General features: G+C 60.8%; 9 protein-coding genes and 2 pseudogenes. 1 reads left to right on the forward strand and 10 read right to left on the reverse strand.

The window, feature by feature from the left end; all coding sequences use genetic code 11:
- Positions 1-243, reverse strand: a pseudogene (locus ACYYKW_RS08355) (hypothetical protein); the annotation flags it as partial.
- A 439-nt stretch (positions 244-682) separates the two neighbouring features.
- On the opposite strand from ACYYKW_RS08355, the gene arcD reads away from it, so the two are divergent.
- On the forward strand, positions 683-2,110 hold the full coding sequence (arcD, locus tag ACYYKW_RS08360; protein ID WP_464989891.1) for an arginine-ornithine antiporter: 1,428 nt from the start codon (positions 683-685) through the stop codon (positions 2,108-2,110).
- 106 nt (positions 2,111-2,216) lie between these two features.
- On the opposite strand, the gene ACYYKW_RS08365 is transcribed toward arcD, so the two are convergent.
- The 9 genes and pseudogenes from ACYYKW_RS08365 to gap form a co-directional block, all read right to left on the reverse strand.
- Positions 2,217-3,563, reverse strand: coding sequence for a CoA transferase (locus tag ACYYKW_RS08365; RefSeq protein WP_464989892.1), 1,347 nt, complete (start codon positions 3,561-3,563; stop codon positions 2,217-2,219).
- A gap of 199 nt (positions 3,564-3,762) precedes the next feature.
- On the reverse strand, positions 3,763-4,518 hold the full coding sequence (locus ACYYKW_RS08370; RefSeq protein ID WP_430523244.1) for a methyl-accepting chemotaxis protein: 756 nt from the start codon (positions 4,516-4,518) through the stop codon (positions 3,763-3,765).
- Positions 4,519-4,620: 102 nt separating this feature from the next.
- Positions 4,621-5,901, reverse strand: a pseudogene (locus ACYYKW_RS08375) (methyl-accepting chemotaxis protein); the annotation flags it as partial.
- Positions 5,902-6,093: 192 nt separating this feature from the next.
- Complete coding sequence (locus ACYYKW_RS08380) at positions 6,094-6,489, reverse strand: YbaN family protein (RefSeq protein ID WP_464989893.1); 396 nt, start codon at positions 6,487-6,489, stop codon at positions 6,094-6,096.
- 163 nt (positions 6,490-6,652) lie between these two features.
- A complete protein-coding gene (locus ACYYKW_RS08385) occupies positions 6,653-7,249 on the reverse strand; it encodes a biliverdin-producing heme oxygenase (protein ID WP_464989894.1) in 597 nt (198 codons plus the stop codon).
- A 110-nt stretch (positions 7,250-7,359) separates the two neighbouring features.
- Positions 7,360-9,945, reverse strand: coding sequence for a TonB-dependent receptor (locus ACYYKW_RS08390; RefSeq protein WP_464989895.1), 2,586 nt, complete (start codon positions 9,943-9,945; stop codon positions 7,360-7,362).
- A 122-nt stretch (positions 9,946-10,067) separates the two neighbouring features.
- Entirely contained in the window at positions 10,068-11,033 is a 966-nt protein-coding gene (locus ACYYKW_RS08395; RefSeq protein WP_464989896.1) for a FecR family protein, read from the reverse strand.
- Between the two features lie 141 nt (positions 11,034-11,174).
- Entirely contained in the window at positions 11,175-11,702 is a 528-nt protein-coding gene (locus ACYYKW_RS08400) for an RNA polymerase sigma factor (RefSeq protein ID WP_464989897.1), read from the reverse strand.
- Positions 11,703-11,894: 192 nt separating this feature from the next.
- On the reverse strand, positions 11,895-12,896 hold the full coding sequence (gap, locus tag ACYYKW_RS08405; RefSeq protein WP_203419217.1) for a type I glyceraldehyde-3-phosphate dehydrogenase: 1,002 nt from the start codon (positions 12,894-12,896) through the stop codon (positions 11,895-11,897).
- Positions 12,897-13,109: the final 213 nt, after the last annotated feature.

A 13,109-nucleotide genomic window follows, 5' to 3' on the forward strand; every position in this document is an offset into this window, starting at 1 on the left:
ACGTGCGGCGGACCAACCAAGGGTAAGGATTCCAATCACTGGCTTGCGATTGGCGAGAGTCTGAAAGACAAAAGCGAGGGTGAGCATGCCGACTGCGGTGATGGCCCAGCCGATCAGCACTGCACCGACGTCAGCACTGGCGGCCATGTTTTGTGGCAACGAAAATATCCCGCCACCGATCATTGAACCGACTACCAGTGCAACCAGTGCACCGAGTCTTAGTTTTCCGGGCGCTTCAGACATTTGCATGACTCCATTGCAGGAGAGAAGAGATCACAGCGTAAATCTGTTGTCTGTTCAAACAGCTGACGTAGATCAGTCCATGGTCACATTCCATTGTTAATGAATGACTTAGGCAATCACTGGTGGCATAAGGCTTTAGTCTGCGAGGCCCGTTCTAGAGGCTTTGTGGCTATGTGTTTGGGAATGGCTATTATTACTTTCGAATTATCACGCTAGTTCTTTTCTGGCGTTTGGCAAATTTTCCGCTGCTGTTTTCAGTACAGAATTGATTAATCAGGATCAGCGCACAGAAATGTCTTAACGTGCTATGCGTTATCGTCGTCGGCTATATATAAGGGGGTTAGCTGAACCTTTATCTGATAAGCATCATCTACCTTCCAGATTTTTAGCCGGTCGTTGTTACAAATAAACTTCGCCACTGTTTTTCAAGGAGACTTGCATGTCGCAACCCACACAGAAGCTGCGACTGGGCGCGCTGATTGCGCTGGTGGTGGGGTCGATGATCGGCGGGGGAATTTTCTCGCTGCCGCAAAACATGGCCGCGCGCGCCGATGCCGGAGCGATTCTGATCGGTTGGGGCATCACTGCCGTCGGCATGCTGACGCTGGCTTTCGTCTTCCAGACCTTGGCCAATCGCAAGCCGGAGCTGGACTCGGGCGTGTACGCGTATGCCAAGGCCGGGTTTGGCGATTACATGGGCTTTTCCTCGGCCTGGGGATACTGGATCAGCGCCTGGCTGGGCAACGTCGGTTATTTCGTGCTGCTGTTCAGCACCCTCGGCTATTTCTTTCCGGTGTTCGGTCAGGGCAACACGCCGATCGCCATCGGTTGCGCCTCGGTGCTGCTGTGGGCGGTGCATTTTCTGGTGATGCGCGGGATCAAGGAGGCGGCGCTGATCAACCAGTTGACCACCGTCGCCAAGGTCGTGCCGCTGATCATGTTCATCGTCATCGCCGCGGTGGCGTTCAAGGCCGATATATTCACCCGCGACATCTGGGGCGCCAGCAATCCGAATTTCGGCGGGGTGATGGATCAGGTGCGCAACATGATGCTGGTCACTGTGTTCGTGTTCATCGGCATCGAAGGCGCCAGTGTGTATTCGGCGCGGGCGGAAAAACGCAGCGACGTCGGTCGCGCCACGGTGATCGGGTTTATCGGCGTACTGGCGCTGCTGGTGCTGGTCAATGTGCTGTCGCTGGGGATCATGACCCAACCGGAACTGGCCAATCTGCAGAACCCTTCACTGGCGGCGGTGCTTGAGCACATTGTCGGGCCGTGGGGCGCGCTGCTGATCAGCGTCGGCCTGGCGATTTCGCTGCTCGGGGCGTTGCTGTCGTGGGCCTTGCTCTGCGCCGAGATCCTGTTCGCCACCGCCAAAGACAAGACCATGCCGGCGTTCCTGACCAGGGAAAACAAGAACCATGTGCCGGTCAACGCGCTGTGGCTGACCAACGCGATGATCCAGATTTTCCTGTTGATCACGCTGTTTTCGGCGGGCACGTACACCAGTCTGATCTACCTGGCCTCGTCTATGATTCTGGTGCCGTACCTGTGGTCGGCGGCCTACGCGGTGCTGCTCAGCGGGCGTGGCGAAACCTACGAACAGGCCTCGGCCGAACGCCGCAAGGACCTGCTGATCGGCGGCATCGCCTTGGTCTATGCGGTGTGGTTGCTGTACGCCGGCGGGGTCAAATACCTGCTGCTGTCGGCGCTGTTGTATGCGCCGGGGGTGATTCTGTTTGCCAAGGCCAAGCGTGAGGCGGGCGAGCCGTTGTTTACCACGGTGGAGAAGGGGATTTTTGCCTGTGTGGTGATTTGCGCGGGGTTGGCGGCGTATGGGTTGTATAGCGGGGTGTTGAGTTTGTAGGGTGGTTTGCTTTGGCAGGTCAGGCCTCATCGCGAGCAGGCTCACTCCTACATTTGGAACGCGTTCCCCTGTAGGAGTGAGCCTGCTCGCGATAGCGGTTTCAAATTCACCACCGTGGGCGGTGTGAACCCAGATCTGTGGCCGGCAAATCCCACCAGACCGGCGTCCCGCCAATCTCTACCGGCACGCGCAACCGCCGTGCCGCCCCCCACGCCGTCTGTTCAATCGCCGGATCCTGATCCCGCTCATCCTGAACCCGCAACGGCTCATCTGTCCCCGGCCCGTGCTCGACCAACAGCTTCGCCGTACGCGCCAGCGACAACCGCGCCGAACCCCCGCGTCCGTTGGCCAGGCGTTCAGTCAGCAACCGGAGCGCACTCGCCGCCATCAAATACCCGGTCGCATGATCCAGCGCCTGCACCGGCAACGGCGTCGGTTTATCCGCCTGCTGCCAGCGCATCCCGGCTTCGGCGATGCCGCCGCTCATTTGCACCAGGCTGTCGAAGCCGCGCCGGTTGCGCCACGGGCCGCTCCAGCCATAGGCATTCAGGCTGACGTCGATCAACCCCGGCGCCAGTTGCTGCCGACGTTCAAAGCCGAAGCCGAGATGTTCCAGGGCATCGGCGCGATAGCCGTGCAGCAGAAAGTCGGCGTCCTTCAACAAGCTTTCGAACAACATGCGATCCGCCGCGTCATGCAGATCCAGCCGCGCGCAGCGTTTGCCCAGGGTCATTTCCGGGACGACGCCGGGTTCGTTCCATGTCGGTGAATCGATGCGCAACACATTCGCGCCGAATCCGGCGAGAAAGCGGCTGGCCGTGGGGCCGGCCAGCACGCGGGTCAGGTCCAGCACCTTGATCCCGGCCAGCGGGCGCGCGGCCGAGCCTTGCCATGGCAGGGTTTTCTGATGCGCTTGTTCAGTGAAATGCACCAGCGGCTCGGCATTCACCGCCAGCCCTTGTGGGTGCTGCTGCCACTGCGCCCAGCTGCGCATTTCGGCGGCGCAACCGTTGGCTTCGACCACCGCTTGCTCCAGCGCCGTGCCGGTCCATTTTGCGACTTTGGCCGCCATCGCCGCACGGTCGGCGCAGGCACCAAGCACCCGTTCAGCGGCGGCGCGGTGATGTGGGGCGTTGGTGTGCAGGCGAATCCAACCGTCTGCGGTGGCGTAGTCACCGGCGACCGGGTCCCACAGCGGCGGGACTTTCCAGCCGATCGGGCGGATCGAAGAACTGAACCAGAACGACGCCAGACGTCGATCGACGGTGACGGTCGGTAATTCACCGCTTTGTTGACAGATCAATTCGCTGACCGACTGACCGGCCGCAGCGAGGCTGGCGCAGGCCAGATCGGTGACGGCGAACGCCGAGGGCAGGGCGCCACGGCCGTTGAAGGCGATTGACGCGGTGGGCAAGCCCAGTGCGGCTTGCAGGGAGGTGAGCAAGTCAGTCATCGAAAACCCTCCGGAGCGAGAGGGCGATGATAGTGCAAAAGAATCGCGGTTTAGATGAAACCGCAGGATCAACACTCACCCCTGTGGGAGCTGGCTTGCCAGCGATAGCGGTGTGTCAGCCACAGAATGGTCAACTGATCTGCCGCCATCGCTGGCAAGCCAGCTCCCACAGGGTTATGTGATGTTGTCAGTTCTTGTGTCAGACGCGGAACTGATCCATCAATTTCATCTGCTGGCTCGCCAGGCTGTTGAGCTGGCTGCTGATCGCGGCCGATTCAGTGGCTTGCCCGGTGAGGGTTTCGGTCACGGTGCGGATCGCCGAGACGTTGCGGTTGACCTCTTCGGCCACGGCGCTTTGCTGTTCGGCGGCGCTGGCGATCTGCAGGTTCATGTCGCTGATCACCGTCACCGCGTCGCTGATCTTGCCCAGCGCATCGACGGCGTGACGAATCTGCCCGGCGTTGTTGTGCGCTTGGGTCTGGCTCGAATGCATGGTCGCGACCACGCCACGGGTGCCGGTCTGGATGCGCTCGATCACCAGGCGAATTTCCTCCACCGAATCCTGAGTGCGCTTGGCGAGGTTGCGCACTTCGTCGGCGACCACGGCGAAACCACGGCCGCTCTCACCGGCACGGGCGGCTTCGATGGCGGCGTTGAGGGCGAGCAGGTTGGTTTGCTCGGCGATGCTGCGGATCACTTCCAGCACCGAGCCGATCTGCTCGCTGTTGACGGCCAGCGCTTCGACTTCAGTCACCGCTTTGCTGACTTCGTCGGCCAGTTGATTGATGTCGCGGGTACTGCGCTCGATGATCGCCATACCGTCCTTGGCCGATTGATCGGCGCCTTTCGCCGCATTGGCGGCGTTCGAGGCGCTGTTGGCGACGTCGTGGGCAGTGGCGCTCATTTCGTTCGACGCGGTGGCGACCTGGTCGATTTCGCGGAACTGCACCTGCATGCCTTCGCTGGTTTGCCGGGCAATTTCCGAAGACTGGTCGGCGGTGCCACGGGCTTCGGTGATGCTTTGCTTGATCTGGGCGATGGTCGGTTGCAGCTTGTCGAGGAAGCGGTTGAACCAGTTCACCAGTTCGCCCAGCTCATCTTTTTTGCTGTAGTTCAGCCGCTGGGTCAGATCGCCTTCGCCGCTGGCGATGTTCTTCAGCATGTCGGCGACGCTGTTGATCGGGCGAGTAACGCCCGAAGCGGTGAGCCAGATCAGCAACAGGCCGACCACACCCGCAACCACAGCGACCAGCAGCGCAGTGATCACACCGGTTTCCTGGGCGTCGTCGAGCACCGCTTGCAGCTTCACCGAGTCGGCCAGCAGCACGTGTTTCGGCAAGTCGATGACCACGCCCCAGGCGCGCGAATTGCCGATCGGGTCAACCGGATACACCGCGCGGATCAAATCGCCCTGTTCGAGGATTTTCGGCGTACCGGCGGTGAGCAGTGGCAGCACGTCCTTGCTGTCGACGCCCGGCGTGTCGCCGATCTTCTTGCCGACCTTGCTCGCATCGGCGCTGTCCGCCGCGAGCACGCCGCTGCCGGAGACGATGAGCATGTGCCCGGCGTTGTTGAACAGGTTGCGCTGCGACTCGACGGCGGTGGCTTGCAAGGCATCGAGGGCAATGTCGATACCGACCACGCCGAGGGCTTTGCCGTCGACCATCAAGGGTACGGAAATGGTCGTCATGAGCATTTCCTTGGTCCCGACGGTGTCGGCATACGGATCGAGCAGGCAGGTGCGCTTGTTGTCGCGAGGGCAGGTGTACCAGCTGTTGTAGGGCGTGCCGCTGACGCTGAGGGTGGTTTTGGTCAGGTCTTCTTCGACCATGATCGTGTTCAGCGCCGCACCGCCGGCGCGGCTCCAGTAAGTGGCGAAGCGCCCGGCTTCGTTGGACTGGCGCGCGGCGTCATCGACGAATTCGCTGTCCTTGCCGTCCAGGCCGTTGGGTTCGAAGGCCAGCCAGATGCCCAGCACCTTGTCGTTGCGCTCGAACGCGGTTTTCAGGCTCTGGTTCAACTCTTCCCGCAGGGCACCGGCGTCGAGCGAGCGCTTGGTAGCCATGACGCGCAAGTCCTTGATCTGGTCGGCCAGCGCGGTGATCACCAGCAGGCTTTCGCCGAAGGTTTTCTGCACACGCACCGCTTGTTCGGCGGCTTTGGCCTGCAGCAAATTCTGCACGCTGGCGGTGAGCAACTGGTTGCTGGAAGTGCTGACCAGTTCATCGTTCTGATTGGTCTGGTACATGTTCATGCCAACAATCAGCGCGACCACACCGAGCAGGCACAAGCCGCTGAGCAGGACGATTTTCAGGCGAATGGACAGAGAGGCGAACATCGGGCGATCTCGTAAATGGATAAGGAAAGTGACTGTCGGGCAAATGAACTACCCGGTTCGCCAAATCCATTCAGCGCCATGTCTGCTCATCGGCGCGCAACGAGACGGCATGAGGCCGCTGCCGACGAACGGTCAGCGCTAAACGTTTGCGCAGGGGATTGTGCCGAAAACAAGAATAATTACAGGGATGTTTCAGTATGCAGCGGGGAGGTTTTCCGGGCGCGACCAGATCCACAGGTTGCCCAGCGCCATGCCGGCGATCGCCAGATAGACCGGCCAGCCATGCTCGAGCAGCACCAGCATCATCGTTGCGCACAGCAGCATGCTGACGGTGGCACTGACCTTGGCCTTGCGCGCGATGATCTTGCCGTTGCGCCAGTTGCTCAGGATCGGCCCGAACAGGCGATGGTTTTCCAGCCAGGCACTCAGACGCGGCGAACTGCGCGTCGCCGCCCACGCGGCGAGCAGGATGAACTCGGTGGTCGGCAGACCGGGCACGACAATCGCGACCAGCCCGATGCCGAGGCTGACATAGGCGAGCAGGCCGAACAGCAGGCGGGCGAGTTTTGAGGGGGCGGGTGCGGGCATGGGCTCGGTATTGCAGTGAGGCGAAACGGGGATTCTACAGGCTTGCAGAGATCCCTGTGGGAGCTGGCTTGCCAGCGATAACGGTGGAACAGTCGACATCGTATTGACTGATCTATCGCCATCGCTGGCAAGCCAGCTCCCACAGGGTCTTGTGTTGTATCAGTCAGGCAGGTTCGGCCTCTGTGGCGTAAGCCTGCTCCAGCAGCACGGTAAAGCGATTGAACGCATCGAGCGCGCCTTGCTCGGCTTCGGCTTCTTCTTCAGCCGTAAATTGCAGTGCATCGAGGGTGCGCACGAAGCTCTTCCAGCCTTCGGCACGGCCGCCTTCTGGCTCGCCGAGATGACGCGCGCCAAAGCTTTCGTTCAGCTCCAGCGCCACCGCACGTTTGATCAAAAACGCCGCGCCGAGCTTGGAGCCTTCGGAGACGAAGAGCCAGCCCAGTGCGCGCGCCTTGCTCGGTTTGGTCACGGCACCGGCCACCGGCGCCGGCACTTCGGTGTCGAGGTCGGCGAGGTCAGCCTTGGCAGCTTCGGCACGGCAACGGGCCGGCAGGTCAGGGATGATCGCGGTGAGTTCGGCATCGTTGTACAGCGCGACCAGTTCCGACTGGAACAGGTACTGCGCAACGACAAAACGGCCGAAGCTGGCGCGAGTCTCGAACGGTGCGTGGGCTTTCACCAACGCGTCGAGCTTGCTGTGCGGCTCATGGGTGATCTGGTTCAGGCGTTGCGAACGCAGGGCTTTGTCCGAGGCAGTCATGGGGTGTCCTTGATAAATGAGGCGCTTGATAACAAGACGTACGGGCGGATGCCGGAGAGTAAAAAAACCTCACTGCGCGGCGTATCGCACACGCAGTGAGGTCGGCCGGATCAGATATCCCAGATCAGGTTGATCGCGAAGTTGCGGCCCGGCTGGGTCAGGCGATCAAGGTTGGCCGGTTGAGTGACCGAGGCTTCGCCGACACTGTCGTAACCGCGCACGTCATCCCACAGCCAGTACTGCTTGTCGGTGAGGTTGTAGATGCCGCCGCTGACGGTGACGTCGTCGCTGACCTTGTAATACCCGGCCAGATCGAGAATGCCGAAACCCGGCGTCTTGAACTGGCTGCTGACGCCGTCCGGCGACTTGAAGTTGCTGTCGTCGACGCGGTCCTTTTTCTTCACCACGGTCCAGCTCAGCAAGCCGCCGTAATGGTCCTGGTCGTAACCGAGGCCGAACACGCCGGTCAATGGGTTGACGCTGTTGATCGGCTCGCCGCTGTCGTTGTTGCGACCGTAGGCGTAGGCGATCGAGCCCTGGGTGTACAGGCCTTGCGGCGCGCCGAACGCATCGAGATTCAAGCGGCCTTTGACTTCCGCACCCTTGATCGTGGCGCGCTTGATGTTGTTGCTCTGGAAGGTCAGTTGATCGTCGCCCGGCTTGACCGCGTCTTCGTTGATGAAATCGCGGTACTTGTTATAGAACACCGCCACGTCGAACGAGCCGTGCTCGAAATGGCCGCGCAGACCGGTCTCGAAGCTTTTGCTTTTCTCCGGTTCAAGATCGGAGTTCGGCGCGACGGTGTAACCGGTGGTGCTGTTCTCGAAGCGTCCGTACAGCGATTTTGCCGTCGGGGTGCGGAAACCTTCGGCGTACTGGCCGTACCAGGTGTAGTTTTCCGTCAGGGCATAGGTCAGGCCGAATTTCGGCGAGACTTTGTGCCAGGTCTTGTTCTTGTCGCTGACGGTGCCTTGGCCGTCGGCGGCCACGGTATTGAGAAATTCCCGGGTGATGTGCGGCTTGAGCTGGGTGTAGTCGTAGCGCAGCCCCGGCAGGAAGGTCCAGTCGTTCCAGCTGATCTGGTCCTGCGCGAACAGGCTGTAGGTGTTGATGGTCGGATCGGGGAAATCGCTGGCCTTGGCCAGCACGTCCGCCGCACTGGTCGCGCCAATTGCCGTGCAACCACGGCCGACGGCCAGACAGGTGCCGTCGCCGCTGCGCGAGCCGGTGACTTTCTGCTGCTTGATCGTGGTGCCGTAGGTCAGCACATGATCGGTGGCGCCGAGGGTGAAGGCCTTGTCCAGTTGCGCATCGAAGACCCACTGTTTTTCTTCGTAGATCGTGTCGCGGGTGCGCCGCACTTTGCGGGTGATCGGGTAGTAATATTCTTCGGTGCTCTGGTCGGTCTTGGCGATCTGGTAATTGAGGCTCCACTTCACGTTGTCGACCAGCAGGCTGTCGAGGGCGAACGTGTGCTCGAGGCCAAAGCGCTCACGGCTGATGGTGTCGTTGCCGGTGCGCCACTGGTACATGCCGCCGGGCAGTACGCTGGCGGGGATGGTCGGCGCACCATTGAAGTACGGGCCGCCGTAGGCGCTTTTCTGATCGGTATCGCGGTCGTCCTTGTACTTTTCGTAGGTCAGGCCCAGACGCGAATCGTCGTTGTAGTTCCAGCCGAGCTTGGCTAAAACGTTGGTCGCGCGCACGTCTTCCGGATTGGCGGCGGTGCGCGCAAGGCCGGTGCCGTTGTTGCCGCCGTAGGATTCGGTTTCGTGACCGTCGCGCTGGCTGTAGTGCAGCAAGCCGTCGAATTCACCGGAGCGCCCGGCAACGGTGGCGGATTTCAGCCAGCTGTCGTCAGCCGAGCTGTAACCGGTTTTCAGGCGGGCGCCGAGGTCTTTGCCGGGCTTGATGATGTCGTCGGCATCCAGCGTGTAATAGCTAACCGCGCCGCCGATGGCGTTGCTGCCATACAGCACCGAGGCCGGGCCGCGCAGGATCTCGACGCGTTTGACGATTTCCGGGTCAACATAATTGCGCTGGCTCTTGGCGTACGGGCCGTTGAAGAACCCGTTGGGGATTTCCACGCCATCGACCTGGGTGAGGATGCGGTCGCCGTCGATACCACGGATGTTGTAGCCACTGATGCCGCCACGCTGGCCGGCACCGCCGACGGAAACGCCCGGCTCGTAGCGCACCAGTTCCTTGATGGTGTTGACGTTGTGGCGATCGAGGTCTTCGCGGGTCTGCACGGTGACGGTGGCCGGCACGCTGTTGACCGGCTGTTCCTGGCGGGTGGCGCTGATGGTTACCTGATCCAGGTTCAGTGTGCCGCTGCTGTTGCGCTTTTCCAGTACGACGTTGTTGTTACTCAGCTTGCGGAAGCTCAGGTTGGTCCCCACCAACAGCCGCTCGAGGGCTTTCTCCGGCGGCAGCGAACCGCGTACTCCCGGTGATGCCACGCCCTGGCCCAGTTCCGCCGGCAGGCCGACCTGCCAACCGGTCACGGCAGTAAAAGCGTTCAACGCCGAAACCAGAGGCTGCTGGCCGATGGCAAACGCGTAATCGCCCATGTTGCGCGCCGGTTGCTCAGGGGCAGCCAGCAGCGGCGCGCTGCCGGCCATGAGGATGGCCGCGGTCAGCAGCGACAGTACGCGGGAAGGGGAAGCGGTCTGGCGGGTAAGGCGTGAGGACATCGATAGCGCTCCGTGTCGCACGAATCTTTATAGGTGCTGATTGGCATCGCTTGATGCGAATCAATTGCATTGGCTATAACGAGACGTACTGACGCGGGCTATCGAGTAAAAATAATTCTCATTCAGTTCAGGATGACCACGGCGGGGAATTCTTGCAGCCGCGCCGAAGTGATGTGCGCAAGCGAGCGGACCACGTCGAGCGGCTGATCGAGGCGGTAATTACCGGTCACGGCGACGTCGGCCAACTGCTCGTTGGTATTGATGATCCAGCCCGGATAGTAGCGGCGCAGTTCGGCCAGCACCTGATTCAGCGGGCAGTTCTCGAACACCAGACGACCCTGCACCCAGGCCAGATCGGTATTGGCGTCGAGCTTGGCCGGCTGATCGAAACCGTTGGGGCCGATGCGGATGCTTTCGCCGGCGCTCAGGCGCACCCGCGCATCGTTGTGGGTAGCGCGAAGATCGACATCGCCGCGCTGCACATTGACCTGCGCAACCCCGTCGAGATAACGCACGGCAAACGCGGTGTCGCGCACGCTGGCGCGGACCGGGCCGGCATCGATTTCCAGCGCCTGACCGCGGCCACTGGCAACCTCGAAAAACGCCTCGCCCTGAAACAGCCGGGCCACGCGCTGCTGATCGTTGATCGTGCTGGAAAACGCCGAATTGGTGTTGAGCAGGACTTTCGAGCCGTCCTCCAGTTGCAGGCGCTGGCGCTCGCCGACCACGGTCAGATGATCGGCTTGCAGGCGCATCGGCAGGTTGCTGAAACTGAACAGCCCAAGGACCAGCACTGCCGCCGTGGCCAGTGGTTTCCAGTGCGGGCGCAAGCGCTGAAGGATGGTGACTTTCGCCGGTTTTGCCGCCAGGGCCTGCGCGCACAACGCCACTTGCGGACCGTCCCAGATCGCCTGGGCCTTGGCGAACGCTTCGGCGTTCAACGGATCGGCCGCCAGCCAGGCGTGGAACTGCCGGGTCTGTTCCTCGTCCGGGCTGCCAAGCACGATGAGCCAGTCCAGTGCCTGGTCCATTGCGTTGGCAGCGTCCTGCGCCGAATCCGGCGAAGGCGAGCGGTGGGTGTCCGTCACGGTGTTTCCTCAGGCTTCTGGTGAAGCAGGGCTTCTGACGAAGCAGTTTCTAGCTTCAAGCGACAAGCTGCAAGCCAAAGCCAAAGCCAAAGCCAAAGCTGGATGCGTTGTTGCTGTTCGTTTTTACTTGCCGCTTGAAGCTTATAGCTTGCCGCTGCCGTCGAGGCGTTCAGCAACGCCGATGCAGATCGACATGATCAGCTTCAGTTCTTTTTGTACGGTGCTGAGGGAGACGTTCAGTTCGTCAGCGATCTCCTGATAGCTGTTCCCGTGCAAACGGCTGAGGATGAAAATCTGCTGCTGGCGCGGGCTGAGTTGACCGAGGCTCACGTTCAGGCGCTCCAGCATCTGTTCGGCATGGGCGGCGTCTTCGGCGCTGCTGGCGGGGGCGGCGACGCTGTGCACAATTTCAGCCGGGACATCATCGACCATGGTGCGCGCGTGGATCTTGCGCGCACGCAGATGATCCAGCGCCAGATTGCGCGCGGTCTGAAACACAAACGGTTCGAGGTGATCGATGGCCCGCTCGCTCAAGGCACGCGTGACGCGCAGGTAGGTTTCCTGCAGCAGGTCTTCAGCGGTGCTGTGATTGTTGACCATGCGCTCCAGCGTGCGCAGCAGGGACGTGCGCTGGGCAAGGAAGACATGATTGAAGCGCGATTGACTCACGGGAGGACCTGATTCATTTCAAGCGAATGATAATGCTTATCATCTGGCTCTATGGTCAAGCGCTGATTTTGAATACCTCGCAAAACCCTTGTAGGAGTGAGCCTGCTCGCGATTGCGGTATCACATTCACCATTTTAGTTGGCTGACAGATAGCTATCGCGAGCAGGCTCACTCCTACAGAAGATCGGCCGCTTACTCGGCGTTACACAACGCCAGGCAGTTATCCAGCATGCGGTTGGAGAAGCCCCATTCGTTGTCGTACCAGGCCAGCACTTTCAGCAATTTGCCGCTGGATTTGGTGTGGTTGGCGTCGAAGATCGACGACAGCGGGTTGTGGTTGAAGTCGCTGGAAACCAGCGGCAACGTGTTGTAACCCAGAATTTTTGAATGCTGGCTCGCCGCTTTGAGCAGGGCGTTGACTTCGTCGGCGCTGGCTTCTTTCTTCAACTGCACGGTCAGGTCTACCAGCGACACGTTGATCACCGGCACACGCACGGCCATACCGGTCAGTTTGCCGGCCAGTTCCGGCAGCACCAGGCCTACCGCTTCGGCGGCGCCGGTCTTGCTCGGGATCATGTTCTGCGTGGCCGAACGCGCGCGGTACGGGTCGGTGTGATAGACGTCAGTGAGGTTCTGGTCGTTGGTGTAGGCGTGGATAGTGGTCATCAGACCGCTTTCGATGCCCAGCTCACGGTGCAGCACCTGCGCGACCGGAGCGAGGCAGTTGGTGGTGCACGACGCGTTGGAAATGATCTGGTGCGACTGGCGCAGAATGTCGTGGTTGACGCCGTAAACCACGGTGGCGTCGGCGCCTTTGGCCGGGGCCGAGATAATCACTTTGCGTGCGCCGGCGCTAATATGCGCGGCGGCTTTGGCGCGGTCGGTAAACAGACCGGTGCATTCGAATACCACATCAATCTTTTCCGCCGCCCAGGGCAGTTCGGCCGGGTTGCGAATGGCGCTGACCGCAATGCGGTCGCCGTTGACCGTCAGGCTCTCGTTATCGTGCGCCACTTCGGCGTCGAAGGTGCCGTGAACGGTGTCGTATTTGAGCAGATGGGCATTGATCGAACTGTCGCCCAGATCGTTGATGGCGACGATCTGCAGATCCTGTCGATAGCCTTGGGTATACAGTGCGCGCAGGACATTACGGCCGATGCGGCCAAAACCATTGATTGCGATTCGAAGAGTCATGGAACAGCGCCGCCGTCGTTTTGTTGTTGGAATTACAAGATTATTCGCATAAAAATAGAAAACAAGCCTTTTTAGTGGCAATATTTTGTTTTATCTACAACGAGTGACCTGAATCAACTGGTCCGAATGGTCAAAAAAGCCGTCTGTCATTCCACCGACACCGGCCTTTGATCAGCATAGACAATCAGGTCGCCACATCCGTTAGCCTGGAGT

It is taken from the genome of Pseudomonas sp. 15C (genome assembly GCF_055484735.1).